The following is a 25525-nucleotide window of genomic DNA, read 5'->3' as shown; positions in this document are numbered from 1 at the left end:
AGTTGCTACACATTCTTTTTCTTAAGTATTTCCTCTGCATCATTTAAAAATATTGATAACAAATTACCTTTATTAACCGATTTCACACCTAAATCTTTACGCATTTCATTCATAACTTCTTCAATTAGAATTAAAACATTTTCTTGAGAGGTTGTATTTTCTCCATCTAAAGAATTTTTTCTGAATTTAATCCATTTTTTAACTACCTTCGGAGAACCCCATAGTGTAATTTTGCTATTAAAGCTTTGGATATCTTTTCTCATTTCTTCTTCAGGATAGTTATTACCATCGCCACCACTCTGCGTTATCTTATAAACCAAACTTATAAATTCTGTGTAAGGTTCTTCTCTTTTTCCTGCTAAATATTCTCTTCGTTTGTTTATATTTTCAGAAAACCTTGAATAAAATGAATTAGCCAGTGAAATAAAGCCAGTTATTAACGCTACTAATATCACAGCATCTAAACTGGAAGCCATATTTTGTAAATATGTGATTATTGAATTAAGAACTCTAGGAAACTCCTTTATAACATAATTAGATATTAAGTAGGTATCTGCAATCAAAAGTAACAGTAAAATATAATTCAAGATTTTGGGTACTTTGGTACTGTTACCAATAATATAAGATACCAAAAATGTTACAAATACTAAAATTCCAAAAAGCATACTTCTCCTCTATCTGAATAAACAATATCTAAACTAACAACCTCTTATTGTGCTTTTTTAAAACTACTGTACTTTTAGTTACAAGAAAGAAATTTTCATCGTTGATTAGTCTATTATAAATTTGAAATTTACATTCTTTAGTTTTCACATCTAGAGTATATAGTATATAGTATATAGATGTGATAATCAAATTTTGGATCCTCCGATGCTCTGATTTCATTATTATTTATATCTCTGACTTCTTCAAAGAAACATTCAAATTCAGTAGAAATGTCGTGTACTAAATTGATGATTTTTCCTATATGGTCTAAATCTTCAAAATTACTTTTCTTTTCAGAAAAAATGTATATATGACTTATTTTTTCTGTTCCTTCGGACCACCTAAACAGATAAACAACATCAATCGAATCAAGTTCTCCAGTAGATAAATTAACATGAGGGTACATCCACCCCTCATATTTTTCCTCTATTTCAAACCTTCTTGGGTAAAAACCAAGAAAATCACCTGGTTCAAACTCTAAAGTTACTTTCATCCTATCTCCTTTTTAAACAAATGAATTATCAAACAGTATAACAAGAGCGCTTTCAAAAAGCAATAATTTTAGTAATATATTTTACTAAAATTACTTTTTAAATCCTATATTGAAACAAGTACTGTTTTTTCCTTTTTATCTAAAAATTAAAATAAATATGGCATGATAGAAAGATAGCCTTTATTCACCCTTGTAGCCGGAGCGTAGCGACTGTCCCTTTAATGAGATTGAGTACCCTTCGAAAATAGAGGAATTGAAAAAATTTAGGTACCTGGATGAAAAATCTGTCGAAGACCGTTATTTATATATTTATAGTATATATTTAATATATATTTAGGGGGTCTGGAAAGCGTTGATATGAATCGGCTACACTAAACTAGACAATATTTATAAAGTATTCTACACTAAAGAAAACAGGAGAACTCTATGTCTCGAAAAGTACGCCGTCATTTTACAGATGACTTTAAACAACAAATCGTTGACCTTCACACTGCAGGTATGAAACGAAGTGCGCTAATCAAAGAATATGATTTAACCCCCTCGACCTTTGACAAGTGGGTGAGACAAGCTAAAACAACGGGATCCTTCAAATCGATTGATAATCTTACCGATGAACAGCGGGAGCTGATTGCCCTTAGAAAGCGAAATAGAGAACTTGAAACGCAGCAATAGATAATACTAAGTTTCCTATTGCAAATATCATCAGTTGCATATCTGTCGGTTTTTCAAGCAAAATATTTGTTACTACTATTAGACCTACCATAATAGCTACTAAGATTATTAAACTAATAATACTCATAGCTTCAATTCTATCATTGGGATCTAAGTAAGAAATAAGTAAGAAAATCGCATTCATTATCAAACTAATTCCTATTGCAGATGAAAATAACAAGACTACATCTATATATCGATATCCTTTAGCATATTCTTCCCATGTCGAGATATTTGATGCTTTCGCTTCTTTGTTTCTTCCCTAGTATTTATAAAACCAAGAAAGGATAATAAGAATAGCAAACTGTTTAAATAGTGACTAAGAAATGCACATTTACTTTCTTACAGCATCAAATCAATAGTTGGAATTAATTTCCTAAATCAGTTTTTCCATTAATAATTATGTGATTTTTTTCATTAATCATTCAAAAATAAGACATTTTCTCTAAAAATGTCTTTTTTTAGGTGTTCAAATACTTGTTTTATACGAATGAATAGGATAGGATAATAGATACAAACCTTAAACGAGATTCAATAAAATCTTTACTAGGTAACGATTTAAGATAGAGCTGTTATTAAAAAAACTAGCTATGCAAAAGCTCTATTTCATTATATGGAGGTGTATTTTGTCAAAGTTTCATAAACACTCCAAATCAAAACAAGCTTTAATTTTCGCATTATTTGATTTATCTTGGGAAAAAGAATTTTCGACAATTCCCATAAAAGATATCTGCCAAAAGAGCAAGATAGGACGATCAACTTTCTACAATCATTTTTCAGATAAAGACGATTTGTCCCGTTATATTATTACATATTACAACCACTTGGTACACGCTATTATTTTACAAGATTCTGTTGAACCAAGAACTTCGTCAAAGAATTTAAAAGAGGAACTATTTGAACATACTTTGCATTTATTGGAGCACCAAACAGCGATGTATTCTTTACTATTCTCACCTTTTCCTAGTCAAGAATTTAAACTGCATTTAGAAGATGTCATTAAGCAGAGAATGAGTCGCATTGTCTATCAAAAAGAGCACCCTTATCGTGTTCCAGACGAATTAATTATTGACATATTTGCGAATATAGCTCTTCAGGCTATTTATTACTTTGTCGAGCAAAATAAAAGATTAGATTTTCCAATATATGCCAATTATTTTGAATTACTTCAATCGATTACAAATTTAGATAATCCGACAATTGAAAAGCAAACTGTTAAATTAACTTAAGGAGAAAACATGTCTTCATATGCAACTCTACCAAAGAGTAAAAAAGCAATCGTAACAGCTCTAATCAGTTTATTAGGAAAACTGGATTTCCAAAAAATTACTATTCAAAAAATCTGTGACCAAGCTGGAATTGTTCGCTCTACTTTCTATCATCATTTCGAGGATAAGACGACTGCAGCTATCTTTGTGGTAGAGCATGTAACCAATTTAGCAAAAACTGCGACTCTAGATACTTTTTTAACAGAAGATGAGATGGACTTACGAAACAACCTAATAAGAGGTTACCAAATTACCATCAAACATCATCATATGGTAAAAGCAATGTTCTCCTTGCATCTTCCTGAAGCAGATTTCGAGCAAAATTTTAAAGATATCTTGCGTATCAAAACGGAAGCAATGATTGAGGAGCACAAAATTCATCCACAAATTCCAAAAGAATTAGCCATCAATCTCTATATTTCAAATGCCCTCTTGGTGACAAAATACATTGCCTTTCATCCTGAAACAGCAGACATTGAACAGCTAGCAGACTTCATGAGCCAAATTTATTTTAAATTATTGGGGCATGATCCCAATAAGACTACCATCAAAAACCAAGCTAAAACTGAATCTGATTTATAAAAAACTTTTCCTCGCGGAAAAGTTTTTTTAGGCGAAATAATTCCTAACGATAGGCGCTACCACTGTGCCGTATAGCTCAATTGCCCGAAGAACGCTATCGTGTGGCATCGAGCCAATCGGCAAGTGTAAAAAGAAACGATCCAAGTCAAGTGTTTCAATCATAGTGATGATTTTTTGTGCAACATGCTCTGGATTCCCAACAATGGTCGCACCTAAATCCGATAAGGAATGCTCATACTGCTCCCGTGTCATCTCCCGCCAGTGAGGTCTATCTTTCGCAATATTGTCCACAGTCTGTTTCGTGGGATAGAAATATTCTTCAACTGCTCGTTCTTGCTCATCTGCAATCCACCCCCAAGAATGAGCGGCTACCTTGATTCGTTCCTCCGAATGACCTGCACTTTTGGCAATCTTACGGTAATGATCCGCCAGTGGTTTAAACTGTTTTGGAGCTGTTCCAATGACGGCATAGACAATTGGTAAACCGAGCTGGGCAATCTTGATCGTGGACTCAACATGACCACCCGTTGCCACCCAAATCGGAAAATCTTCCTGTACGGCTCTTGGATAAACAGGTCTGTTTTGAACAGTCTGTGTATGTTTTCCCTGCCAATTTAGATTGGTGTCTTCCTTAATACAGAGTATCATGGCTAATTTTTCGTCAAATAAGGCTTCATAGTCAGCCAAATCTTGACCAAATAAGGGAAAACTCTCCGTAAATGATCCTCGTCCAGCCATGATTTCCGCCCTGCCATTTGATAAAGCATCGATGGTTGCATATTGCTGGTAAAGACGAACAGGATCCATCGAAGACAAGACAGATACAGCCGAAGTCAGCTTGATTTGTTTTGTATTGATGGCTCCTGCTGCCAAGACGATCTCTGGTGCAGATACCGCAAAATCCTCTCGGTGGTGTTCTCCAATACCGTAAACATCTAATCCGACTTGATCCGCCAGTTCAATCTCTGCAATCAACTGACGAATACGCTCATCATGCGAATAGAGTTGGCCTGTCTTTTCTAAGGGTGTTGTCTCTCCAAAAGTTGAAATACCTAGTTCAATCATTCTATTTTCCACCTAGTTTGTAGTCTCTTATGATGATTTTATCACTAATTAGTTGTTTTATCAATCTTTTTGACTGACCTGTTCTAATGAATAAACCATATGACAATTGTTATCCACCAGTTGACGATCATGTGAGATAAATAATACTGTTAGATTCTTTTGCGCCTGTAACAAGCGAATGATTCCCATCTCTGTTATCTTATCTAGATTTGCAGTTGATTCATCACAGATTAATACTTTTGGCTTAGCCAACAATGCTAGAGCAATACAGACCCTTTGGTATTGTCCGCCACTTAAAGTACTGATTCGCTTACTTAATATGGTCGAATCTAGCTTGCAATCCGACAACAGAGTAGCTATTTGCTCTTGTTTTTCTTGAGTGGAAAATTGCTCTCCGAAAAAAGCTGTATAGGTTTTGTTCAACAAAGAACCAACTGTCTTTAGCGGATCTAAGCTATCGCGATTGTACTGCGGAATCAATTGAACATTTCTAAACCAGTCACTTATCTGATACGACTCTTGTGATTGGTCTAATAAAGTAATAAAACCGCTGCTTGGTTTTTCAAAACCAGCTAAGATTTTCGCTAATGTTGATTTCCCAGAACCATTTGGTCCAACCAAGCCAATCCACTGTCCTTCTTGTGCTTTTAAATGAAAAGCATTCAATACGGATTGTTCTCCATACTGTTTGGATAATTCGCTGCATTTAATCACTATTGGTTTCAAAATAACTAAACAACTCCTTTGTATAGTTCTCTTTAGGTTGATCTACAATTTGCTGGACTGTTCCGGATTCGACGATTCTTCCAGACTTTAGAATAGTAATATGTGTTGCAATATTCGCTATGAGTTCTAAATCATGTGTAATAAATAAAATGGTCTTCCCTTTTTCCCACTGTTGTTTTAAAAGTGTTAGTATTTCGATACGTCCTTTTGGATCCAAGGCACTTGTTGGCTCATCGGCTACAATAAAGTCTGGATTTGACAGCAATGAAAAGGCGATTGCAACACGTTGGCACATTCCTCCGCTCAACTCAAAACTATTTTTTCTTAATAAAGTAGATAGGTTTGTCAATCCAACTTCCAACAAACTTTTCTTAATCATTTCTTGTCGCTTTTGTCTCTTCCATTTTGTTTGAGACCGCAAAATATGATGTCCTTGTTCTTCAACAGTCCAAAAAAGTTGTAAATTGTCCCTTGGATCTTGTAAAATCAATTCACTTTGTTTCGCAAAGTTAGTGATTTCTCCAGATAGACTTAATCTCTGGGGAAGGATTCCTAACACTAATTTACTCAGTAAACTCTTTCCGCCACCGCTTTCTCCTACGATACAATAAAAACTATTTTTCGGAATTGTGAACTTATCGATGGATAATAAGACCTCATCTGAATTAAAAACAGAAACATTTCTTAATGAGATGATAGATTCCATTTGTTAATCACCTTTCTACCTAGATAATTTCCACCATAGACCAATACAGTTAATACCAGACCTGGATACAATAAGAGCCCAGGTGATTGATAAAAGTACGTTCTTCCATCATATAAAATCGTACCTAATTCTGGAAAAGGAGGCTGTACACCGATACCGATAAAAGCTAAGCCTGAAATACTTAAAATAATTTTTCCAATATCCGTTAAAAACAGTGATAAGAGTCTTATGGAAAGATTCGGCAAGATATGAAACAATAAAATCTGAAAAGTAGTCAAGCCTCGCATAGGAGCCAAGCGAATGAAATCTTTATTTTTTATATCTAGAACCAAGTTGCGAATATATCGCACATATTTGCCAGACCAACTCACCACCATTGCAACTACAATTGTTATGGTTGAGTTTGAAAATAGCCCTACAAATACAAGTGCTAAAACCAGCGATGGGATACACAAGAGTAAATCCGATAAAAAAGTAGCTACTACATCCATCCACCCACCAAAATACCCTGCTAAACCGCCTAACACCAGACTGATGACGACAACAATGCCCAAAGTAAGGCCACCTAATGTGATAGAATGCATTGTCCCCACTACTAATCGACTAAATAAATCTCTCCCTAAATAATCCGTTCCGAGTGGATATTTAAAACTGCCATTGTTTAGTAGATTGGTCTGATCGATTTGATTCGGATTTTTCATAAAATAAAGAATAACGAAAATGAAGATGCCTGCAAGAATGATACACCAACTAATCCACTTAGAAAACTTCATTTTCTTCTCCTTTTATCAAACAAATTCGATTGTCAATTACTTGCAACAAGACATCTAAACTGTAATACAAGAGAAAGGTCAGACAGGCTAGAAGGCAAGTGATACATTGAATAACAGGGTAATCTCTTGATAGAATTGACTCCAACAATAATTGCCCAACTCCAAAAATACTAAAAATAGACTCTATCAACAGAATCATTCCAAATAAATGTTGAAAAGCTTGTACCCACAAGGTTACAAGAGGAATCAATAACTCTCTTATTTGGTACAACCAAATATAGTACCATTTCATCTTTCGAAAACGGGCCATCAGCTGGCGCTCTGATTGCTTATTTTCATAGAATAAATCCATGCTCATCTTACTTAGATAAGCTCCTTCTGAAATGACCAAACACATCACTGGTAGGATAAAATGTAGGGGCGTTTGACTCCCTACAAAAGGCAAAAATTGGAACTGAATACCAAATAAGTAAATAAGCAGAAAAGACGAACAATAAACGGGGGTAGAAACCAGAATGGTAAAAAAAGAGCTTAGGAATGAAAAGTTTTTTTCTTTTTTTACATTAGCAAGCATCCCCCCTAAAACCAAGGAAAGTAATATATTAACAAGATAGGCTGGAAGAATAATCCCTAAACTTGTTAAAAAACGTTCTCCAAATAATAATAATGCTGGCTTTTTATGAACGAATGACACACCAAAATCTCCCATTAAGGCGCTTTTTAACCATACTATATAAGTTTCAAATAAATTACCCTCTAATCCTAATAATTGCCTTACTTCTGCTAATTGTTGTTGGGACGAAGATTCAACCCCTGCTCTTCTTAAAAAACCAAGTGCAGGATCCCCCACTGAAAACCGAAGCAAAACGTGCAATAAAAAAGAAAAAACAAGAAGACTCACAATGAGTCTTAGTGTTTTTTGTAAAATAAATTTCTTCATTGTTATTTCACTTTTAGTTGAGCGTAATCAATCGGTGCATCTGATAAACCAGAATAAGCAAACTTCTCGATTGATTCTGAGGTAACGAATGTCTCATCTCTGTAATCCACAGGAACAGCTAAACTTGCTTGAGAAAAATAGGTTAGAATGGTGTCAAAAGCTACTTCTTGTTCCTTGCGATCAGACAATGTTTCAAAATCCGTTAACATCTTTGTCAATTTTTCATCATTGGCTAATAATCCAGATGTTTCATCTCCATTTGCAAAGACCGATGTCATAAAACTATAAGGCAATAGCGCATCTGTATAAGTACGGTACAAAATCAAGTCAAATTTTTTACTTTGCCACAAGGTGTCATAGTAACTCTCCGTATCCAAAATACTAATGTTGGCTTCAATGCCAATTTCTTTTAAAGAAGCTTCTATGATTTCTGCTTTTTCTTTCCAAGATGGGAATTCTGCTGTCTGAATGATAAAATCAAAACGAAGCTCTATCCCATCTTTCTCATACATTCCTCTTTTATTTAACTGGTACCCTTGAGTTTCAATCAGCTCCATGGCTTTGGTTTTATTGTATTCAGTCGCAATCTGGTTTTCTGGACGAACATACTGAACAGTTGGTTGGAACAAGCCGATCATCTTTTTAGAAGACAAATTATCTTTATTAATCCCTAACCCAATAGCCTGACGAAGCTCTTTTGTTAGCACTTGATTGTCTGGATTAAAGGCTAGAAAATGACTCATGGTTCCTTCAAAATCATAGCGTCTGTATTTTTTTGAAAGCGTCTCTGCTTCGAAATCAGATATTTCACTTAAGGTTCCACCAACAATATCCACCTCACCACTTTGCAAAGCAAGACTTCTAGCACTTGCATCTGTAATTGTTTTAAAGGTAATTGAATAATCAACAGGCTCTTCTTCATTATAGTATGGATTCGGAACCATTTTTGTAGATTCGGCGTCTGTTGTTTCAATTGTAAATGGCCCTGTTCCAATCGCCTGTTGGAATGTGCCGTCTATCTTTTCTTTTTCAACAGCAGTCGTACTCATCATACGCAATGGTCGCGTTTGACACAGTTCGTTAAGTACTTGGTTAACGGTTTGACTAAAATACAATTCAATCGTATAGTCATCTAAAATTTCTATTTTGTCGAGGTAACTCAAAGTCTGAAGTGTTGTACTACTATTTTGAAATTTAGCCCTTTCTAAGGTAAATTTCACATCTTCAGCTGTAAAATCTGTTCCATCAGAGAATTTAACATTCTCTTTTAGGTGAAAGACATATTTTTTTCCATTTTCTAAAATCTCCCAAGAATCTGCCAGGCCTGGTTTAAACGCCCCTTTTTCACCATATTTAACGAGAGGTTCATAAATGGCACTATAAAGAGACATTGCAGCATCATAGCTTGTTGCATCTAATTTATCGGCATTTCCTTGGGTTGAAATAGCCACTTGGATATTATTTTCTTGTACACTTTTAGCAGGTCCTGTTTGTTTAGCGCAAGCGACCAAACAGCTTAGAAGCAAAACACTTCCTAAAAATTGAATCTTTTTCATTTTCTTCCTCCCTTAGTTGCTTTTATAATATAAGATTGTTGATAGGAATAAATTAAATCATCTACTGTTTCATAAAATTCTCGGTAATGGCTCACATCAAATCGATCCGATTTCCATTCCTTTATCAATTCAACAGAAAACCCCTTTTCAACAAAGGCATCCACAACTTCAGTTAATGTTTTTACCTGCATTTTTGTCGATCCGTAGCGATCAATCTGTTCTTTCATATAAGACAGACTTGGATTTTTACTTTGATCTGCGAAAGAAGCATAATACACTCCTCCCTCCACTAATGCATCCGAAATTACTTGTGCATGCTCATCTAAATCTTCAATTAAGTAGAGAACCGATGTGCTGATAGCAGTATCAAAGGCTTCTTTAAACACTTGAGGATCGCTAGTTTGTACATATGTAATTGGGTAGTTACCAACACGATTTTGGGCTGTTTTGATTGCTTCACTAGCTAAATCCATTCCAGCTCCTTTTTGAAATGGAATACGGTCATATAGTGCACGCAAAAAACCTCCTTGGTTACATCCAAAATCCAATATTTTTTTATCTCGAATTTCTTCGACATCAAGAAGAGAGATAACATTTTGCCAGGCTTCTTTGTGGCTTTCCTCCATTCCTTGGTCTCCACCTTCACCATTCCACCAATTCTTATACATCGCTTCTCCTTTACCAGTTAATTAACTAATCAAGTATATCGCTTTTGATGTACTTTGTCAACCTATCATCCATTTCTATTTTATAAAATAATATCATTAGAAACTATAATATATAGAAAGGAATCATCTTAAACACCACTATTTATCTATAAAAAAATAACCAGCTTTTGCTGGTTATTTTTTAGAATACAATCGTTATTTTTCCCATTCTGTTGGTTTGCGCAACCAGTTAGCTGTTTGTTTATCTAGCTCCAATAAAAGATCTCCTACAACCGGCATATCTTCTAGCAATAGTAGATCAACATTGCTATAGTTGTACAAATTTACCAAGTACCCTTTTTTATCTTTAATTTCAAATCGGTAGAGGACTACTGCATTTTCTGGTATTTCTCCAAAAACAGTTGAAGCGTCAGCGTCTTCACCACTTTTACCAATATACTCAGAGAAAACATCTAAGACATCTTGATTGGTGGTTTCAAGAACTTTTTGGTCCTTGCTATCAAATACTGTCAAGGTATCTTCTGCTACCGGTTCTGATTTGACGAGCGAGCATGCAGCCAGACTGATACTGAGAAAACACAAGATAAGAAGAGAGAAAAACTTTTTCATGAGCGATTCCTTTCTAACCCTCTATTCGTAGCGAAGGGCTTCGATTGGGTCCAATTTAGAAGCTTTATTGGCTGGTAGGACTCCAAATACCATACCAACTGCTGCTGAAAAGAGCAGACTTCCTACCACAACAGGAATAGAGATACTGGCCATAATCCCTTCCCCCAATGGTTGAATACTATTTAAGATAAATACCCCACCTTGCGCAATCAAGAGACCAATCAAACCACCGATACTGGTTAACACCATCGCCTCAATCAAGAACTGCAAAAGGATATTGCTTCGGGTAGCACCCAGTGCCTTACGAAGACCAATTTCACGGGTCCGCTCTGTAACGGATACCAGCATGATGTTCATGACCCCGATTCCTCCAACAAAAAGAGAAATACCTGCTACTGCCCCAATAAAGAGCGTTACTCCAGCCATTTGTTGGTTAAAATCATCCAGCATTTGACTCAGGTCAAAAATTTCATAACGGGCATCTTTTAGACCTGTTTCTTGGGTCAGGTACTCGGCTGCTGCAGTTCCGATTTCACCAGAACGTGCGATATCCTCCACGTTTACATACACAAGAGCATTTTCCTTTTGTCCAAACTCTGCAGCCAATTGAGTATTGGTCATCAACGCATTTCCATCATTCATCATGCCAAATGGTCCACTAGTTTCGGTATTGGAATCTTTATAGACACCAATGACCAAATAGTTCTGATTTCCGATGGATACCGTTTGGTTCAGTGCTTCTTCATGGCTAGAAAAAAGTTTTTTGACCAACTTTTCATCCAGCATGATGACCCGTGAAAAGCGGTTGTAATCATCTTTGATAAATTGGCGTCCCGCTAGAATCTTCAATTCTTTGACATCAAAATAGCGAGCATTCACACCTGTAATATTAGCATTTTGAACTTCTTTTTTTCCATACTTGATAGGAGAGGCATTGTTGGTCTCAGTGTAGTAATTCTTGACCCCATCAATCTCCAAAAGGCCATCTAAGGTTTTTTTCGTCAAATCCGGCTCTTGCTCTTGGGAAACTTCTTCAGAATTAAACATGGTCATCATACCATCTGATACTTCTTCTGTCACATAGGTTGTAAAATAGATTTGAACATTTTCTTTATCACCACCGAGGGCTTTTTCAAGGCTTTTACTCATTCCATGCCCCATAGCGACAATAATCACCACAGAGGCAACACCGATGATAATCCCCAGCATGGTCAAGAGCGACCGCATCTTATGAGCAAGGACAGATTTTAAGGCAAACTTCCAATTTTCCATTAGTAAACCTCCTTGCGGCTATCTTCTGTGATTTCTCCATCACGAAGAACAATTTTCCGAGTAGCATATTCTGCAATTTCTGGCTCATGGGTAACCATGATAATGGTGCTTCCTTCCCGATTTAACTCGGTCAAGAGATCCATGATTTGGGCACCTGTCTTAGTATCCAGCGCTCCTGTCGGCTCATCTGCTAAAATGATTGACGGACTATTGACCAGGGCACGAGCAATCGCAACCCGCTGTTTTTGCCCACCAGATAATTCAGATGGCAAGTGTTCCATCCGTTCCGAAAGCTCAACCTTTTCTAGAAATTGTTTTGATAATTCTTTGCGTTTTGTAGCTGGAACACCTGCATAAATGAGAGGCAATTCAACATTTTGCAAGGCATTTAATTTGGAAAGAAGAAAGAACTGTTGAAAGACAAAACCAATCTGGTCATTACGGACATGGGCTAGTTTCTTCTCTGAAAGATGGGCCACCTCTTCTTCCTCTAATAAGTAATCACCTGTTGTTGGTCTATCTAAAAGACCAATGATATTCATGAGAGTGGATTTGCCTGACCCAGACGGTCCCATAATGGCTAAAAACTCACCTTCTTCAACTTCAAGTGAAACATCTTTCAATACCCGAAGCTCTTGGTCTCCATTTTTATAACTCTTATTGATGTTGGTCAGCTTAATCAGTTGTTTCTTCATGGGCTTCGACCTCTTTTCCATCTTTTAAGCTATCATTTGGCCAAGAAATAACCTGATCTCCTGCTACTAAGCCCGATTTTACTTCTTGGTGAATGGCATCTGCACTACCAAGTTCAACCTCTACCTTTTTGGCTTTTCCATCAACATAGGTCCAAACAAAGTTTTTATCCTCCTCTGGCACAACTGCTGTAACTGGAATCAATATATTTTTCGATTGATTAACAACTTCAATATTGACAGTGAAGCCTTGCTTTAATTGACCAATGTCACTGGTCAATTGAATCTTGAATGGGTATTTAGCAGAAGCTGTTCCACCTCCAGCACCACTAGGAAGAGCTGTTTCGCCTTGGCTAGCTGGGTAGTTCGAAATGTAAGAAACCTTTCCGGTCCATTCTTGATCTGGGTATACTTTCGATGTGATTTTGACTTCCTGGTCCACACCAATATTGGCAAGGTCATACTCAGTCAATTCACCCTTGATTTGAAGACTTCCTTGATTGACAATATGGACAACCGTTTGGCTGGTGCTGGTATTGGATTTTGAAACCGAGGAATTAACCTCAACAACCGTACCTGCCACTGTACTCTTAATCGTTGCATCTCCTAGCGCAGCCGCAGCTTTATCAACCGCCGCCTGTGCATCTGCATAAGAGTCATTCAAATCCTGTAATTGCAAATCAACAGAGCGTTGAGCTGAAGCAACCGCATTTCCATCTTCACCATCGTCGCCTGATAAGGCTACTGTTTGCCCATTGGTGCGTAAATCATAAATCTGACGTCCAATTTTATCTCGACCACGCACAGCAGAATCATAGGCAGACTGCAACTCTGTCACATCATACTGCACCAAGTCTTGACCAGCAGTGACTTGATCTCCTTGCTTGACCTTAATCTCGGTAATATCCCCTTTTGTGGCATCATAATAAACATATTGTTCTTCTGCTGCAATGACAGTACCAGAAAGAAGTGTTGATGATGCAATTGATCCTTCCTTTACAGCTACATAAGTTAGGGGCATGTCTCCCATCTCTTCTGTATCACTTGGTTTTGACAGCCCATTTTGAAGAAGAGCAAAACCAATGACTCCAGCAGCCACTACTCCTAATCCTGAAAACAAAGCAATTTTCGCCTTTTTTGTCTTAAACATATCTTTCTCCTTTTAAAAATATAAAGAAACTTACTGTGTTATTGATATAATACACCAATGCAATAATTTTTGCAAGCATTTTCTAATACTATTTTATAAAAAAATACGAAAATCATCATTTCATAAGAAATCCTTTTACCTTACAGTTTTGTAAGTTTTGGCAAGCGTAGCAAATTTTTGCGAGAAAATAAGAAAAACGATACAATAAAATCACTGAAAAGGAGCTAAAAATGGTTAAAAAATTTGATATTATTGCTATCGGAGGGGGATCTGGCGGCATTGCCAGCATGAATCGTGCTGGTGAACATGGAGCCAAGGCTGCTGTCATTGAAGGAAATCTTCTAGGTGGAACCTGTGTCAATATCGGTTGTGTTCCAAAAAAAATCATGTGGTACGGTGCCAACATCGCTGAGAGCATCCACCACTATGGACCAGAATATGGTTTTACAGCTGAAAATGTGACTTTTGACTTTGCGACACTGCGTCAGAATCGAGAAGCCTATATCGAACGTTCCCGCAATTCCTACAATGGGTCATTTGCACGCAACAATGTTGAACTAATTGAAGGGTATGCCCGTTTTGTTGATGAACATACTGTTGAAGTTAACGGTGAATTGATCATGGCTGATCACATCATCATTGCCACGGGAGCTAAACCTGCTGTACCAAATATTCCAGGTAAAGAGCTTGGTGTTGTATCAGACGATGTTTTTGCTTGGGAAAACTTACCAAAATCAGTAGCCGTTATTGGAGCAGGTTACATCGCTGTTGAAATGGCTGGGGTCTTACATAACCTTGGTGTCAAGACAGATTTATTTGTTCGAAAAGAAGGACCACTTCGTAATTTTGAGCCGTACATCGTCGAAGCTTTAGTTGAAGATATGGAAAAAACAAACCTTTCTCTCCATATCCATAAGATTCCAACTCGCTTAGACAAGGTTGGAGACTTGATTCAGATTACCTTTGAAGATGGCACGACACATCAGGCTGAACAAGTCTTGTGGGCCATTGGTCGCACACCGAATCTTGAAGGACTCAATCTTGAAGCCGCAGGTGTCCAATTAACAGACCGTGGCTATATTCAAGTCGACGAATTCCAAGAAACAACAACTAAAGGAATTTATGCCATCGGTGATGTAACCGGACAAGCAGAATTGACTCCAGTAGCTATAAAAGCTGGACGACTTCTTTCTGAACGTCTTTTCAATAATAAACCAAGTGCTAAAATGGATTATTCCCTGATTCCAACTGTTGTATTCTCCCATCCAGCTATTGGAACAGTCGGCTTAACAGAGCCAAAAGCCATTGAAACTTATGGACAAGAAAATGTAAAAGTCTACACCTCTGCCTTTGCATCTATGTACACCGCACTCGGAACTCATCGCCAAATGGCCAAGTTTAAACTAGTTACAGCTGGAGAAGACGAACGAGTTGTCGGCTTACACGGTATCGGTTATGGCGTTGATGAAATGATCCAAGGATTTGCTGTTGCCATGAAAATGGGTGCTACTAAGGAAGAATTCGATGCCGTAGTGGCTATTCATCCAACGGGATCTGAAGAATTTGTCACCATGCGCTAGGAGTACCAAATGCAACAGAAATTATTGATTCTCTTGCGTCTGGCCATCGTATTATTTTGTGTTGCCAATACACAACACCACTTTCTAACAGGTCACGCCGATACAGCCCTTTCCTTTGTGACCTTGCTCGTCATCTTCTATGAAGTATTTGAAAGTCACAAAAAAATTCGTGAGTACCGTAAAGAAAAACAGTCCCAAAATTCCTAATCTGGGACTGTTTTTTGTTTATCTTTGTCATTGCATAGCTTGATACATGGCCTTTGCTAAAATATTATATGCCACTTCTCCAAAATGGAGGCCATCATCCATACTTCCTTTTAATAATTGATCTGCTGGTGCTGGACCATTTTGAAAAAGAGGCTGAACGGCTAGATAGGACATTCCGTATTCGGTAGCCATTTTTTCTACGATTTCACTATAATAACCTGCCAATCGATTGGTCCGGTAAGGTTGCTTTTCTTCGTCCACAAAGGTCATGCCTAATAAAACGATTTGTGACGGAGCATAGTTCTTTAAAAGGCGTTCACATATCCACTTCAGATTGTCTTGGTATTCGCCAAGGTAGATCTGCTTGTGGGTTGCCATATCATTGGCTCCAATCCATACAAAGACAAAATCAGCACCGGACACATCAGCCTCTTTTAAGATTTGGCAAGTATCTACACTATTGGCACCTGATACTGCCAGATTCTGAAATACTAATTGATCATCTAACTGCTCCATGGACCACTCGATATGCGGTTTTTCTTTTCCTTCTTTACGGGCAAACAAGCTATCGCCAATCAATACTAATTTCATTTGGTCTCCTTTTTGTAACAGTATACAATATTTTTAAATATGCCTCCAGTTTTCACTACACAAATCATGGATTTTATGGGAAAATAAGAGAAAAGAACAAAGGAGAAAGACTATGAAACTCATACTCGATACTGCCAACATTTCTAAAATCAAAGAATACTTGGATTACCTGCCTGTTCACGGAGTTACCAGCAATCCAAGTATCATCAAAAAAGAAGGAAAAATTGATTTCTTTTCCCATATGAAAGAAATCCGCAACCTAATCGGTTTTGACCGTACCCTCCATGTCCAAGTCATTGCCAAAGATTATGAAGGTATCCTAAAAGATGCCAAGGAGATTTTAAAGGAGATTGATGACCAGGTCTACATCAAAATCCCTGTGACAAAAGATGGCTTAAAAGCCATTCGTCAGTTAAAATCAGAAGGAGTTAACATTACTGCAACTGCCATCTATACAGAGATGCAAGCCCTCTTGGCTGTTGAATGTGGTGCCGATTTCCTTGCTCCCTATGTTAATCGGATCACCGTTTTAAATGGAGACCCTTACCAGCTCATTGCCAATGTTCAAGAACAAATTGACCTAACTGGTTCAACCTCCAATATCCTCGCTGCTAGCTTCAAACAAGTCCATCAAGTGCAAGATGCAACCTATGCGGGAGCTGCTTATGTGACAGTCGGTTGCGATGTCCTTGACCAATTCTTAGCTTATCCTTCCATTGACAAGGCAGTAGATGATTTTGCGGCTGACTGGAAAGAAACCTTTGGAACAGACCACATTTAACTCAAAAGAGAAAGAAACTTTCTTTCTCTTTTTTTAATATATTCTAAAGCTGTGACAGCAGATAACCAGCCATTGACTTTTGCCCTAAAGACCTGTATAGTAATTGTTAACCATTATTTTAGAAAAGGGTAACACGATGAATCAACACATTATTCGAACCATTACTTACAGTGCGATTGGAGCAGGACTACTAGCTGTTTTGTCCCAAATTTCCATTCCACTCGGACCTGTCCCATTTACTTTGCAGACTCTAGCCATCGGGATTATTGCAACCCTCTACAAACCAAAAGAGGCTATCACCAGTGTCCTACTTTACCTACTATTAGGAGCAATAGGCCTACCCGTTTTTGCTGGAGGAGCAGCAGGATTTGGCGTACTCTTTGGTGCAACTGGAGGCTTCTTATGGGCTTTTATCCTCTACGCAGCCATCACTTCCACTACAAGCAGTCTTCATTCCAATCCTGTCACCACTTTTTTATCAAATAGCTTGGGTGTTGCCATCGTTTTATTGGGTGGTGCTGCCTACTTTAAATTCTTTAGCCAGGCCAGTTGGACAGATACCTTTGCTTGGACAGTGACTCCATTTGTGTTAACAGGAATTTTAAAAATCATCCTTGTCATCATCATCTGCAAGGCCTTGCAGCCAATTCTAAAAAAAGAAGCCTACTTTAAATAGTGGGCTTCTTATTTGTTGGAAAAGGCGTTGAGCATGACTTGAAACTCTTCGTTTGATAGCGTAATGCCTTTCCCCATCTTAGTGTGGTCTGGACTCCAGGTACGGATATCGTATTTTGCTGGTGCACCGTTAAAGGAAACCCGGTTGAGTTCCTTGGTCCAACCCTTGTCATTTTCTGAGAGCACCAAGAGGTGTTCTTCAATTTCAAATGTAAATTCTGCCATCTGAACCTCCTACAAGATTATTCGAAATAGTTCTTGTCTTTTTTTTAAAAATTGGGTAAGATTATTGTATCAAGGATGAAAGGATTTTGCCATGAAAAAGTTTGCGCACCTGCTCAAGGACCAGCTGAACCTTTTTTTGGGAAATGCTGCGCCACCCATCCAGATTGAAGAAGAAGACAATCCCTATGGGCCATTGGTGGAGATGATTGCTCATGCCCAAAAGACATCTTCTGCTGTGCATGTGATTTATTCCAAACAAAAAAGCATCACAGGTGAAATCGTGAAATGGGACGAAAAAAGGGAACAATTGATTGTTAAAAATTTTGCTAAAAATTTAACCACCATCATCCGTCTCAAGGATATTCAACGCATTACCTTAGTGCCGGAGACCATTACCCGCTCTCAAAAACTAGATTAAAACAATGCCTCAGCAGTGCTGAGGCATTTTACTATGCTCGAACGGTCATGGATACACCGTCTTCTTTATAAAGATTGATCAGACCAGATTTGCAGGCACGGATCATATCTCCAGGAGAAACAACTTGATCCAATTGGATGGTTAAGAGCTCCATAGGCTTATTGGCCCGTTCAATGGCCATTCCATCAGCATCCCGCAAATCGCGAATGACGGTTTCAAAATGACGGAAGCCAGGTCCATAAAATTCAACCGCATCCCCTTCGTTGATGACATTACGTTGGCGAATGGTTGCGACCATCTTGTCTTCATCAAAAGCAACCACTTCTCCGATAAACTTGTATTCTGGAATTTTACGACGGGCGCCAAATAGTTGTTCATTTTCTGTGGGGGCATGGTAATAGAAACCGGTCGCCAACTCCCGTTGGGCTACTTTCCACATTTCGTCAATCAGGTCTTGTTTGATAGCCTCAAATTTTTCAGGACTTTCCAAATAGGCATCTACTGCCGCCTTGTAGCAATTTGTCACCGTCGAAACATAGTGAACAGACTTCATCCGTCCTTCAATTTTAAGGCTATCAACACCATTTTCAATCATGTCTGGAATATGGTCAATCATGCACATATCCACTGCAGACATGGAAAATTCTTCTGGATCCTGTCCTTTGATACTGCGGCGTTCTTCCCCAAAGGGCAAATCGTAGAGATTGTATTTCCAACGACAAGATTGTGAGCAGCCTCCACGATTGGCATCGCGGTTGCTCATGTGATTGGATAAAACACAGCGTCCTGAATAAGAAATACACATGGCACCATGAACAAAAGCTTCAATTTCCACACTGGTTCGTTTTCTGATTTCTGCCAATTCCGCCATGGTCACTTCACGCGCCAAGACCACTCGGGTTAAGCCCAACTCTTTCCAAAACTCAAAGGTTTCATAGTTGGTAGACGAAGCCTGGGTCGATAAATGGATTTCCAATCCTGGTGCTTCGGTCGCACAAATCATGATGAGAGCAGGGTCTGATACGATAACCGCATCCAGCCCCATATCCCGCAATTCCCGAAACCAAGCTCCTGCTCCCGTTTCATTTCCCTCATGGGTAACCATGTTGGCTGCGACATAGACCTTTGCTCCTCGGGCGTGGGCATAGTCAATTCCCTCCTTCATTTCTTCCATAGAGAAATTGCCAGCACGACTCCGCAAACCGTAGGCTTGCCCCCCGACAAAGACAGCATCTGCACCATAATCAATGGCAACTTTTAACTTTTCCAATGTACCTGCAGGTGATAAAACCTCAGGTCGTTTTAAATTTCTTGACATGTGTGTTTCCTTCCTTCTATTTGCAAGATAGACAATGAAGTGACCGTTTCTTATTTGACTTTGTTTCGGTCGTATTCGTAAAACCCAGTATCCAAGCCCCGCTCTTTTGGATGGAGCTTACGGACTTGTTCCTCCAGATAAAAGAGTTGGTCATAGGTTAAGGCATCTTTTTCCAACAAATCTCGCGCTTCTACAAAGAGTTTGGCGATTTCGACAAAATGATCTCCTGGACAGAAAATCCCATCCAATTTCCAATTGCAGTAGCCATGCTCTGCCAACTCAGGCAATTTGGACATCATGTTGATATCATTGTTGATGAAAATATGGGTTCCATGTTTGTCTTCAAAAATCGAATAGTGGCTATCAGGATCACTTGGTTCTGCCAAAAAGAGGCCACGTTCCTTGGACTTATCCGTCTCTGCTGCCTGGGTAAAATTATAGTAATTTTGCAACAAGGACCGCTTGGAATGGTGGATAACAGAGGCACCATAGACCAAGATTTCAGCCGGCATGGCTAAATTCTCTGCGATATCAAATAGTTCTTCAGATGGTATCTCCCTTGCCAACACAGCTTCGACCGCCCCATGGTCTTTCCAAAAATTAATCTGGCGGCTAGAGGTCACAAAAACCGAGGTATCATAAATTAGTTTAAAATGATAGTCATCTCGTTTGTTGATGTAAAAGACGCCCGCATCACCTACTACCAAATAATCCACCTGGATTTCTTTCATCAATTCCATAAAAGGAGTGATGGCATCCATCATCTCTTGGTGCATCAGGGCATTGGCTGCCACTGTCAATTCTTTACCAGCGGCATGAACCATACGGGCAATGGTCCGAATCTCATCATAGGTAAAGGTTTTGGGTACCCGTAAGGCATAATCCTCTTCACCGATATAAATCCGGTCAACACCCGCATCCAAAAGTTCTTTGACCTGTTCGACACTTTCAGCTGTTGCTGTAATGATAATTTTCTTCATGTGAATAGTATAACAAAAATTTTCAGCGTTTTTTCATTTTACCTGCATTTTAATGTTCTGACTTTTCTCATTTTTTTGTAACAGTTTTGTAACATAACTGTCATACTCTGACAGTATTCATATGGTATCCTAAGGTGTAGAAAAAAGGAGACCGTATGGCACTTAGACAGCAACGGCCTGACCAATACCAGTATGAAGAGTATATCCCGAAAGAGAAACAGGCCAAGTACCAAGAATATTCTATACAACATTCCCACACCAATCGTTTAAAAGAGGTGTTATTTTTTGTAAATGTTGTATTGTTTAGCATTTTAACCGTATTAACAACCTATGTTTATCTCTCGATGAAAATTCCAGTTTTTTTGTCCTTTGTTTTGGGTATTGCAACTGGCTTGATCGGATTGAGAGTCATCCAAATTGCGATGAGAAATCACTATTTCCGTATGAAACAAAAAAGACGTTCGAAATAAATGTCTTTTTTCTATCCAAATACCTTCGTTTTGCTTTTTTTTCATCTACCTGCACAAGCAAAAGACATTTATTTAAATACAAGAACACAAAAAGCCCACAAAAATGGGCTTTTTATTTTAGTTATTAGGATTCCAAATCAATTTCAATTTCGTCTTGGACGACGATGTCTTCTGCCAAATCCACTTCTGTTTCTTCAAAAACTTCAATGATTTCACCTTCTTCAGCCGGAACTGAATCAGACAATTGCTCCTTGATTTTATCGAATTTCTCTAAAGACTGTTCTTTCAGGAGTTGAGCTTTTTGTTTGCCTGTTTGTACAAGGTCTTCAATGGTCAATTCCCCAGTTTCAAATTGCTCTTTGACTTCTGTATACTTGTCAACTGCTTGATTTTTCAAGTCCTGAGCCTTGTTCACAATGTCTGTATGAACAGATTCTGGATTTTCTTGGTAGTCTTTGACCACTGTTGATAGCTTGGATTTTAATTTTTTTCCACTTTCAGATGCAAGAAAGACTGCTGCTGCTGTTCCCCCTGCAATTCCCAAAACAACACTGGTTAATAAATTTAGTTTTTTAGCCATCTTATTCTCCCTTCTTTTTCTTACCTAAGAGTGATGACACAACATTTACAGCAGTCGCTACACCGCCAACTTTAGCGGTCGTTTTCCCTGCTGATGACGCCTTGCTTGTCAAATGACGAGCTGAATGATTTAAATCTGATACAGAGACGGACAAGTCGGCAACAGCTGTAAACAAGGGATCCAAGGTTGACACTTTACCATTGACATCCTCCACTAAAACATTGGCTTTAGCAAGTATTTCATTGGCTTGGTATAGGGTCACATTGACATCACTTGTCAACACCTTAATCGTTTGTTGGGATTCATCCACAACTTTCCCGACTTTTTGCAAGAGCAATACAAGATAAACCCCCACTGCGACAATCACAACTGCAACAACAAGTAAAAATAGTTCAATTGACATAGATTCCTCCTTTTAGGACTGGTAATAAGGGCGATTGCCTTTTTTTCGATAATAGAGAAAAAGACCAAGACCCAAGGCAACAAGTAGGGCTGATAGCCACTGTGACACACGAAGACCTGCTAGCATCAGACTATCTGTTCGCATGCCTTCAATCATGAAACGTCCTAGACCATACCAGACTAGATAAAAAATGGTAATTTCTCCCTGTTTGAGTAGTCCTGGTTTTCGGCGCAAGACCGCAATCAAGGTAAAACCCAGTAGGTTCCAAAATGATTCATATAAGAAAGTAGGCGCACGGTAACTACCATCTATATACATTTGCTTTTGGATAAACTCAGGCAGGTAGTTTAAATGGGAAACTTTGGCACCAAAAGCCTCTTGATTAAAGAAATTTCCCCATCGGCCAATAGCTTGGGCAATCATCACAGAGGGAGCTGCAATATCCAAAAAATCCCACGTATCAATAAAATTATATCGGGTATATAAAATCAAGACGAGAAGACCTGCTATTAAGCCTCCATAGATAGCTAAACCACCATTCCAGATGGCAAAAATCTCTAACAGATTATCTTGGTAGTCCTTCCACGAAAAGATAACGTAATAAAGACGGGCACCAATAATCGCAATCGGAAAAGCTAATAAAATAAAATCTAAAACATCATCTGGACGAATCCGTTTTCGAGGTGCTTCTTTTGAAGCTAGGTAAACCGCCAATACCAAACCGGCTATAATACACACTGCATACCAACGAATTGATAAGGGACCTAAACGTAGGGCAATCGGATCAATCATCTTATCCCTCACTTTCCTTATTGCTTTCAATCAAGCCAGATAGGCGTTCTTCAAAGGTTTTGGTTGCATCAAATCCCATTTTCTTAGCGCGGTAATTCATCGCAGCTGCTTCAATCACCACAGAGATATTCCGTCCTGTTGTAACTGGGACTCGAATCTGTGGAATTTCAATACCTGAAAATTCTACTGTTTCACCACCATTTCCAAGGCGATCGAACTGTTTCCCTTTTTCAAACTTCTCCAAATAAATCGCTAATTGAACTTCTGATGAGCTTTTAACTGCACTTGCTCCATACAAGCTCATGATGTCAATAATACCAACTCCACGGATTTCAATCAAATGACGAAGAATCTCTGCTGGCTCTCCCCAAAGGGTCACATCATCTTTTGCATAGACATCTACTCGGTCATCTGCAACGAGTCTGTGTCCTCGTTTGACCAATTCAAGACCGGTCTCACTCTTACCGATCCCTGAATCTCCTTGAATCAAAACCCCCATACCATAAATATCCATCAAGACCCCATGAATGCTAGTTCGTTTGGCTAAACGCGAGTCAAGATAAGAAGATAGTTCTCCTGATAGACGACTGGTTGCGGTGTTACTTTGTAAAATCGCAATCTGATTTTCCTTAGCCGCTTGAAACATCTCCTCTGGAATGTCTAAGCCACGCGCAACAATGACAACAGGGGTCTCAGGCTGGAACATCTGACGAAGAACTTGGTAGCGATTGTGAGCGGTCATGGCCATCAAGTAAGACCATTCTTTCATACCAATTAACTGAATTCGTTCTGGTGAGTAATAGTCGAAATAGCCCGTCATCTCAAGTCCTGGTCGTGAAATATCAGAAGTTGTAATCTCTTTTTTCAAGAGTTTTTCTGTTCCACTAACACAGGTAACACGGATATGTTCGATTAAATCTTTTACATAAACTACCATCTATTTACCTCATCTATTTGATGCTACTATTATACCACAAAGAAAGCGTTCTTTTCTGTTTTGCGCATAGAAAAAGCAACTACTGCTTTTATTTATTGACATAAGCTAGTAATTGCTTCTTTTGACTCTCAAATACAAGTTGCTCTTCCAAAAACGATTCTAACTCCTGCTCTGCTATCCAGACATAGCCATCTGTCTCGCCTTCTTGGCAAACGATGCTGTCTTTTGCGGCAGATACTATTACCAGATAGGTATCAAAATGGGTCAGATACTGTTCTTCGGTAAATGGAAACAGGTATTGAATCGCATCCGCTGATAACCCTGTCTCTTCTTTTAATTCCCGCAAGGCTGCTTCTTGAGCGGTTTCCCCTTGTATAACAGAACCACCTGCCCCCAATTCATAAACATTAGGGTAATGACTTTTACTACTGGAGCGTTTGACAAAAAGCCAAGAGCCATCTTGGTGCTGAACCCAGACATTGACTGCCAAGTGGTAGTAGCCTTCTTTGTAAGGAAAGGCTGAACGCTCTAGGACAATCCCTGGTAGCAGGTCACGATTGCTATCATAAGCATCCCACACTTCCATTAGGTAAACCACTTTCCATCATCGATGATATCCGCATCTTTTCGTTTGCGGTTGAGCGGAGCTTCGTAGTAATAGTTCTTTCGATTTTGAGGCAACTTTAATGCCGCTACAATATAGGCAATAATGGCAAAAATACTAACTGGGCTAAACAGTACAATCGCTACAAAAATCATTCGCGTCAAGGACAAATCCCAATTGAATTTTTCAGCAACACCAGCTAATACACCTGAAACAACTTTGTTTTCTGTTTTTTTATAAATTCCAAACATGTTTGATTCCTTTCATCAAGAGGGGACTGGTCTCTGTTTCTACTTGAAGATACAAGATCGTATTCCCCTGTTTTTCACAACAGTAGGGACTGGTTTCCATTTTGCGATTGATTTGCACCAGCCCTTTCTTTCCAAGTAAACGACCCTTTAATCCCTGATGTTTTGGAACATGGAGATGAATAGGCGCATGCTGGATAACAAGATGTAGGTGCTGGTTGTGCTCTGGATCCGCAGTCACTCGAATATCCTGTTGTTTTTTATCCGAGTGACTATGAATCGATACGTCTTCAAAAGGAAGATAGTCAATCCGCGCATCTGACTCTCCAATTTCTAAATCAAGAACTGACAGCCATTGGTTTTCAGGCAAATAGATCGTTAGTTGGCAGCTTACATTTGATAAAAAATGAAGAGCGTGTTTCTCAACATAAATCTGAGGAAGACTCGTTTCAGCTGTGGATTGGGGATAGACAATAGAAAGACGAACTGTTTCTGACTTGTGCTTTTGAAAGACCAGCTTGCCTTTTGACAGACTGATTTTCATGGATTCAATGTCCTTGAAATGGTAGTTTTGCTTTTCCTTAGAGGTCGCAAAGACTTTGAGACTCGGAATAGTAAAGGCTAATCGTGCTTTTTCTTCTACAAATACAAAATCAGGCGCTTCTTCCAATTCTAAAAAACAAGCTTTGGCTTCCTCTTTTGTCAGGACACCTTTTTCATATAATTCTATCAATCGTTTTTGTTGTTCTTGTCCCATACAATCACCTCTGTACAAACAGTATACCATTTTTTAACAAAAA

General features: G+C 38.5%; 32 protein-coding genes and 1 pseudogene. 9 read left to right on the top strand and 24 right to left on the bottom strand.

Annotation, left to right across the window (positions count from 1 at the left end; translation table 11 throughout):
* Positions 1–5: 5 nt before the first annotated feature.
* Both ACVR1I_RS02600 and ACVR1I_RS02595 read right to left on the bottom strand, forming a co-directional pair.
* Entirely contained in the window at positions 6–665 is a 660-nt protein-coding gene (locus ACVR1I_RS02600; protein ID WP_447442489.1) for a hypothetical protein, read from the bottom strand.
* 137 nt (positions 666–802) lie between these two features.
* Positions 803–1198: a hypothetical protein gene (locus ACVR1I_RS02595; RefSeq protein WP_447442488.1), complete on the bottom strand. Its 396-nt coding sequence runs from the start codon at positions 1196–1198 to the stop codon at positions 803–805.
* A 426-nt stretch (positions 1199–1624) separates the two neighbouring features.
* Between ACVR1I_RS02595 and ACVR1I_RS02590 the strand changes: the two are divergent.
* The 3 genes and pseudogenes from ACVR1I_RS02590 to ACVR1I_RS02580 all read left to right on the top strand — a co-directional run.
* Positions 1625–1864, top strand: a pseudogene (locus ACVR1I_RS02590) (transposase); the annotation flags it as partial.
* A 671-nt stretch (positions 1865–2535) separates the two neighbouring features.
* Entirely contained in the window at positions 2536–3138 is a 603-nt protein-coding gene (locus tag ACVR1I_RS02585) for a TetR/AcrR family transcriptional regulator (RefSeq protein ID WP_447442487.1), read from the top strand.
* Between the two features lie 9 nt (positions 3139–3147).
* A complete protein-coding gene (locus tag ACVR1I_RS02580) occupies positions 3148–3759 on the top strand; it encodes a TetR/AcrR family transcriptional regulator (RefSeq protein ID WP_447442486.1) in 612 nt (203 codons plus the stop codon).
* 27 nt (positions 3760–3786) lie between these two features.
* Here the strand turns inward: ACVR1I_RS02580 and ACVR1I_RS02575 are convergent, their stop codons facing one another.
* The 11 genes from ACVR1I_RS02575 to ACVR1I_RS02525 all read right to left on the bottom strand — a co-directional run bounded on the left by ACVR1I_RS02575 (position 3787) and on the right by ACVR1I_RS02525 (position 13916).
* The gene (locus ACVR1I_RS02575) at positions 3787–4824 is read right to left on the bottom strand and encodes an LLM class flavin-dependent oxidoreductase (RefSeq protein WP_447442485.1); all 1038 of its coding nucleotides are present in this window, start codon (positions 4822–4824) and stop codon (positions 3787–3789) included.
* A gap of 60 nt (positions 4825–4884) precedes the next feature.
* Positions 4885–5550 carry an ABC transporter ATP-binding protein gene (locus ACVR1I_RS02570; protein WP_447442484.1) on the bottom strand — a complete coding sequence of 222 codons (666 nt, stop codon included), beginning with the start codon at positions 5548–5550 and terminating at the stop codon, positions 4885–4887.
* Positions 5531–6256, bottom strand: coding sequence for an ATP-binding cassette domain-containing protein (locus tag ACVR1I_RS02565; protein WP_447442483.1), 726 nt, complete (start codon positions 6254–6256; stop codon positions 5531–5533). Before ACVR1I_RS02565 ends, ACVR1I_RS02570 begins: the two co-directional genes overlap by 20 nt.
* Entirely contained in the window at positions 6235–7029 is a 795-nt protein-coding gene (locus ACVR1I_RS02560; RefSeq protein ID WP_447442482.1) for an ABC transporter permease, read from the bottom strand. Before ACVR1I_RS02560 ends, ACVR1I_RS02565 begins: the two co-directional genes overlap by 22 nt.
* Complete coding sequence (locus tag ACVR1I_RS02555; protein WP_447442481.1) at positions 7016–7969, bottom strand: ABC transporter permease; 954 nt, start codon at positions 7967–7969, stop codon at positions 7016–7018. The genes ACVR1I_RS02560 and ACVR1I_RS02555 overlap by 14 nt, the downstream gene beginning before the upstream one ends.
* Positions 7970–7971: 2 nt before the next feature.
* The gene (locus ACVR1I_RS02550) at positions 7972–9525 is read right to left on the bottom strand and encodes an ABC transporter substrate-binding protein (RefSeq protein ID WP_447442480.1); all 1554 of its coding nucleotides are present in this window, start codon (positions 9523–9525) and stop codon (positions 7972–7974) included.
* Positions 9522–10193, bottom strand: coding sequence for a class I SAM-dependent methyltransferase (locus ACVR1I_RS02545; RefSeq protein WP_447442479.1), 672 nt, complete (start codon positions 10191–10193; stop codon positions 9522–9524). Before ACVR1I_RS02545 ends, ACVR1I_RS02550 begins: the two co-directional genes overlap by 4 nt.
* 195 nt (positions 10194–10388) lie before the next feature.
* Complete coding sequence (locus tag ACVR1I_RS02540; RefSeq protein ID WP_447442478.1) at positions 10389–10802, bottom strand: lipoprotein; 414 nt, start codon at positions 10800–10802, stop codon at positions 10389–10391.
* Positions 10803–10823: 21 nt separating this feature from the next.
* Positions 10824–12074 (bottom strand): ABC transporter permease, encoded by a 1251-nt coding sequence (locus tag ACVR1I_RS02535; RefSeq protein WP_447442477.1) that lies wholly within the window; start codon positions 12072–12074, stop codon positions 10824–10826.
* Entirely contained in the window at positions 12074–12769 is a 696-nt protein-coding gene (locus ACVR1I_RS02530; protein ID WP_447442476.1) for an ABC transporter ATP-binding protein, read from the bottom strand. Before ACVR1I_RS02530 ends, ACVR1I_RS02535 begins: the two co-directional genes overlap by 1 nt.
* The gene (locus tag ACVR1I_RS02525) at positions 12750–13916 is read right to left on the bottom strand and encodes an efflux RND transporter periplasmic adaptor subunit (protein WP_447442475.1); all 1167 of its coding nucleotides are present in this window, start codon (positions 13914–13916) and stop codon (positions 12750–12752) included. The genes ACVR1I_RS02530 and ACVR1I_RS02525 overlap by 20 nt, the downstream gene beginning before the upstream one ends.
* 230 nt (positions 13917–14146) lie before the next feature.
* On the opposite strand from ACVR1I_RS02525, the gene gorA reads away from it, so the two are divergent.
* Together gorA and ACVR1I_RS02515 are read left to right on the top strand one after the other, a co-directional pair.
* Positions 14147–15496, top strand: coding sequence for a glutathione-disulfide reductase (gorA, locus tag ACVR1I_RS02520; RefSeq protein ID WP_447442474.1), 1350 nt, complete (start codon positions 14147–14149; stop codon positions 15494–15496).
* 9 nt (positions 15497–15505) lie between these two features.
* Positions 15506–15703 carry a hypothetical protein gene (locus ACVR1I_RS02515; protein ID WP_447442473.1) on the top strand — a complete coding sequence of 66 codons (198 nt, stop codon included), beginning with the start codon at positions 15506–15508 and terminating at the stop codon, positions 15701–15703.
* A 27-nt stretch (positions 15704–15730) separates the two neighbouring features.
* On the opposite strand, the gene ACVR1I_RS02510 is transcribed toward ACVR1I_RS02515, so the two are convergent.
* The gene (locus ACVR1I_RS02510; protein ID WP_447442472.1) at positions 15731–16294 is read right to left on the bottom strand and encodes a GDSL-type esterase/lipase family protein; all 564 of its coding nucleotides are present in this window, start codon (positions 16292–16294) and stop codon (positions 15731–15733) included.
* Positions 16295–16406: 112 nt separating this feature from the next.
* Here ACVR1I_RS02510 and ACVR1I_RS02505 point away from each other — a divergent pair, with 112 nt between their 5' ends.
* Both ACVR1I_RS02505 and ACVR1I_RS02500 read left to right on the top strand, forming a co-directional pair.
* Complete coding sequence (locus ACVR1I_RS02505; protein ID WP_447442471.1) at positions 16407–17075, top strand: fructose-6-phosphate aldolase; 669 nt, start codon at positions 16407–16409, stop codon at positions 17073–17075.
* A gap of 136 nt (positions 17076–17211) precedes the next feature.
* Entirely contained in the window at positions 17212–17751 is a 540-nt protein-coding gene (locus tag ACVR1I_RS02500; protein ID WP_447442470.1) for a biotin transporter BioY, read from the top strand.
* 8 nt (positions 17752–17759) lie between these two features.
* Here the strand turns inward: ACVR1I_RS02500 and ACVR1I_RS02495 are convergent, their stop codons facing one another.
* Positions 17760–17975 carry a YdbC family protein gene (locus ACVR1I_RS02495; protein ID WP_447442469.1) on the bottom strand — a complete coding sequence of 72 codons (216 nt, stop codon included), beginning with the start codon at positions 17973–17975 and terminating at the stop codon, positions 17760–17762.
* 91 nt (positions 17976–18066) lie between these two features.
* Between ACVR1I_RS02495 and ACVR1I_RS02490 the strand changes: the two genes are divergently transcribed.
* Complete coding sequence (locus ACVR1I_RS02490) at positions 18067–18393, top strand: hypothetical protein (protein ID WP_447442468.1); 327 nt, start codon at positions 18067–18069, stop codon at positions 18391–18393.
* 31 nt (positions 18394–18424) lie between these two features.
* On the opposite strand, the gene ACVR1I_RS02485 is transcribed toward ACVR1I_RS02490, so the two are convergent.
* Positions 18425–19711: a peptidase U32 family protein gene (locus tag ACVR1I_RS02485; RefSeq protein ID WP_447442467.1), complete on the bottom strand. Its 1287-nt coding sequence runs from the start codon at positions 19709–19711 to the stop codon at positions 18425–18427.
* Between the two features lie 50 nt (positions 19712–19761).
* Entirely contained in the window at positions 19762–20691 is a 930-nt protein-coding gene (locus ACVR1I_RS02480; protein ID WP_447442466.1) for a peptidase U32 family protein, read from the bottom strand.
* Between the two features lie 155 nt (positions 20692–20846).
* On the opposite strand from ACVR1I_RS02480, the gene ACVR1I_RS02475 reads away from it, so the two are divergent.
* Positions 20847–21161 (top strand): DUF3270 domain-containing protein, encoded by a 315-nt coding sequence (locus tag ACVR1I_RS02475; protein ID WP_447442465.1) that lies wholly within the window; start codon positions 20847–20849, stop codon positions 21159–21161.
* A gap of 124 nt (positions 21162–21285) precedes the next feature.
* Here the strand turns inward: ACVR1I_RS02475 and ACVR1I_RS02470 are convergent, their stop codons facing one another.
* The 7 genes from ACVR1I_RS02470 to ACVR1I_RS02440 all read right to left on the bottom strand — a co-directional run bounded on the left by ACVR1I_RS02470 (position 21286) and on the right by ACVR1I_RS02440 (position 25482).
* Complete coding sequence (locus ACVR1I_RS02470) at positions 21286–21741, bottom strand: YtxH domain-containing protein (RefSeq protein ID WP_447442464.1); 456 nt, start codon at positions 21739–21741, stop codon at positions 21286–21288.
* 1 nt (position 21742) lies between these two features.
* Entirely contained in the window at positions 21743–22144 is a 402-nt protein-coding gene (locus ACVR1I_RS02465; RefSeq protein WP_447442463.1) for a DUF948 domain-containing protein, read from the bottom strand.
* A gap of 12 nt (positions 22145–22156) precedes the next feature.
* Positions 22157–22933, bottom strand: coding sequence for a prolipoprotein diacylglyceryl transferase (lgt, locus tag ACVR1I_RS02460; protein WP_447442996.1), 777 nt, complete (start codon positions 22931–22933; stop codon positions 22157–22159).
* A 4-nt stretch (positions 22934–22937) separates the two neighbouring features.
* Positions 22938–23873, bottom strand: a complete 936-nt coding sequence (gene hprK, locus ACVR1I_RS02455) for an HPr(Ser) kinase/phosphatase (protein WP_447442462.1) — start codon at positions 23871–23873, stop codon at positions 22938–22940.
* Between the two features lie 88 nt (positions 23874–23961).
* Entirely contained in the window at positions 23962–24459 is a 498-nt protein-coding gene (locus tag ACVR1I_RS02450; protein WP_447442461.1) for an NUDIX hydrolase, read from the bottom strand.
* Positions 24459–24728 (bottom strand): PspC domain-containing protein, encoded by a 270-nt coding sequence (locus ACVR1I_RS02445; RefSeq protein WP_447442460.1) that lies wholly within the window; start codon positions 24726–24728, stop codon positions 24459–24461. Before ACVR1I_RS02445 ends, ACVR1I_RS02450 begins: the two co-directional genes overlap by 1 nt.
* Positions 24712–25482, bottom strand: a complete 771-nt coding sequence (locus ACVR1I_RS02440; protein WP_447442459.1) for a hypothetical protein — start codon at positions 25480–25482, stop codon at positions 24712–24714. The genes ACVR1I_RS02445 and ACVR1I_RS02440 overlap by 17 nt, the downstream gene beginning before the upstream one ends.
* Positions 25483–25525: the final 43 nt, after the last annotated feature.

This window comes from Streptococcus cameli (assembly GCF_053207365.1).
Note: the sequence above shows the minus strand (reverse complement) of the source record. Positions and strands in the feature narration are given on the sequence as shown.

What these genes read in the sequence shown, in the direction of transcription:
- ACVR1I_RS02600 (WP_447442489.1), bottom strand. Translation starts at nt 665, where the DNA reads ATGCTTTTTGGAATTTTAGTATTTGTAACATTTTTGGTATCTTATATT.
- ACVR1I_RS02595 (WP_447442488.1), bottom strand. Translation starts at nt 1,198, where the DNA reads ATGAAAGTAACTTTAGAGTTTGAACCAGGTGATTTTCTTGGTTTTTAC.
- ACVR1I_RS02580 (WP_447442486.1), top strand. Translation starts at nt 3,148, where the DNA reads ATGTCTTCATATGCAACTCTACCAAAGAGTAAAAAAGCAATCGTAACA.
- ACVR1I_RS02575 (WP_447442485.1), bottom strand. Translation starts at nt 4,824, where the DNA reads ATGATTGAACTAGGTATTTCAACTTTTGGAGAGACAACACCCTTAGAA.
- ACVR1I_RS02565 (WP_447442483.1), bottom strand. Translation starts at nt 6,256, where the DNA reads ATGGAATCTATCATCTCATTAAGAAATGTTTCTGTTTTTAATTCAGAT.
- ACVR1I_RS02560 (WP_447442482.1), bottom strand. Translation starts at nt 7,029, where the DNA reads ATGAAGTTTTCTAAGTGGATTAGTTGGTGTATCATTCTTGCAGGCATC.
- ACVR1I_RS02555 (WP_447442481.1), bottom strand. Translation starts at nt 7,969, where the DNA reads ATGAAGAAATTTATTTTACAAAAAACACTAAGACTCATTGTGAGTCTT.
- ACVR1I_RS02550 (WP_447442480.1), bottom strand. Translation starts at nt 9,525, where the DNA reads ATGAAAAAGATTCAATTTTTAGGAAGTGTTTTGCTTCTAAGCTGTTTG.
- ACVR1I_RS02545 (WP_447442479.1), bottom strand. Translation starts at nt 10,193, where the DNA reads ATGTATAAGAATTGGTGGAATGGTGAAGGTGGAGACCAAGGAATGGAG.
- ACVR1I_RS02540 (WP_447442478.1), bottom strand. Translation starts at nt 10,802, where the DNA reads ATGAAAAAGTTTTTCTCTCTTCTTATCTTGTGTTTTCTCAGTATCAGT.
- ACVR1I_RS02535 (WP_447442477.1), bottom strand. Translation starts at nt 12,074, where the DNA reads ATGGAAAATTGGAAGTTTGCCTTAAAATCTGTCCTTGCTCATAAGATG.
- ACVR1I_RS02530 (WP_447442476.1), bottom strand. Translation starts at nt 12,769, where the DNA reads ATGAAGAAACAACTGATTAAGCTGACCAACATCAATAAGAGTTATAAA.
- ACVR1I_RS02525 (WP_447442475.1), bottom strand. Translation starts at nt 13,916, where the DNA reads ATGTTTAAGACAAAAAAGGCGAAAATTGCTTTGTTTTCAGGATTAGGA.
- gorA (WP_447442474.1), top strand. Translation starts at nt 14,147, where the DNA reads ATGGTTAAAAAATTTGATATTATTGCTATCGGAGGGGGATCTGGCGGC.
- ACVR1I_RS02515 (WP_447442473.1), top strand. Translation starts at nt 15,506, where the DNA reads ATGCAACAGAAATTATTGATTCTCTTGCGTCTGGCCATCGTATTATTT.
- ACVR1I_RS02510 (WP_447442472.1), bottom strand. Translation starts at nt 16,294, where the DNA reads ATGAAATTAGTATTGATTGGCGATAGCTTGTTTGCCCGTAAAGAAGGA.
- ACVR1I_RS02505 (WP_447442471.1), top strand. Translation starts at nt 16,407, where the DNA reads ATGAAACTCATACTCGATACTGCCAACATTTCTAAAATCAAAGAATAC.
- ACVR1I_RS02500 (WP_447442470.1), top strand. Translation starts at nt 17,212, where the DNA reads ATGAATCAACACATTATTCGAACCATTACTTACAGTGCGATTGGAGCA.
- ACVR1I_RS02495 (WP_447442469.1), bottom strand. Translation starts at nt 17,975, where the DNA reads ATGGCAGAATTTACATTTGAAATTGAAGAACACCTCTTGGTGCTCTCA.
- ACVR1I_RS02490 (WP_447442468.1), top strand. Translation starts at nt 18,067, where the DNA reads ATGAAAAAGTTTGCGCACCTGCTCAAGGACCAGCTGAACCTTTTTTTG.
- ACVR1I_RS02485 (WP_447442467.1), bottom strand. Translation starts at nt 19,711, where the DNA reads ATGTCAAGAAATTTAAAACGACCTGAGGTTTTATCACCTGCAGGTACA.
- ACVR1I_RS02480 (WP_447442466.1), bottom strand. Translation starts at nt 20,691, where the DNA reads ATGAAGAAAATTATCATTACAGCAACAGCTGAAAGTGTCGAACAGGTC.
- ACVR1I_RS02475 (WP_447442465.1), top strand. Translation starts at nt 20,847, where the DNA reads ATGGCACTTAGACAGCAACGGCCTGACCAATACCAGTATGAAGAGTAT.
- ACVR1I_RS02470 (WP_447442464.1), bottom strand. Translation starts at nt 21,741, where the DNA reads ATGGCTAAAAAACTAAATTTATTAACCAGTGTTGTTTTGGGAATTGCA.
- ACVR1I_RS02465 (WP_447442463.1), bottom strand. Translation starts at nt 22,144, where the DNA reads ATGTCAATTGAACTATTTTTACTTGTTGTTGCAGTTGTGATTGTCGCA.
- hprK (WP_447442462.1), bottom strand. Translation starts at nt 23,873, where the DNA reads ATGGTAGTTTATGTAAAAGATTTAATCGAACATATCCGTGTTACCTGT.
- ACVR1I_RS02450 (WP_447442461.1), bottom strand. Translation starts at nt 24,459, where the DNA reads ATGGAAGTGTGGGATGCTTATGATAGCAATCGTGACCTGCTACCAGGG.
- ACVR1I_RS02445 (WP_447442460.1), bottom strand. Translation starts at nt 24,728, where the DNA reads ATGTTTGGAATTTATAAAAAAACAGAAAACAAAGTTGTTTCAGGTGTA.
- ACVR1I_RS02440 (WP_447442459.1), bottom strand. Translation starts at nt 25,482, where the DNA reads ATGGGACAAGAACAACAAAAACGATTGATAGAATTATATGAAAAAGGT.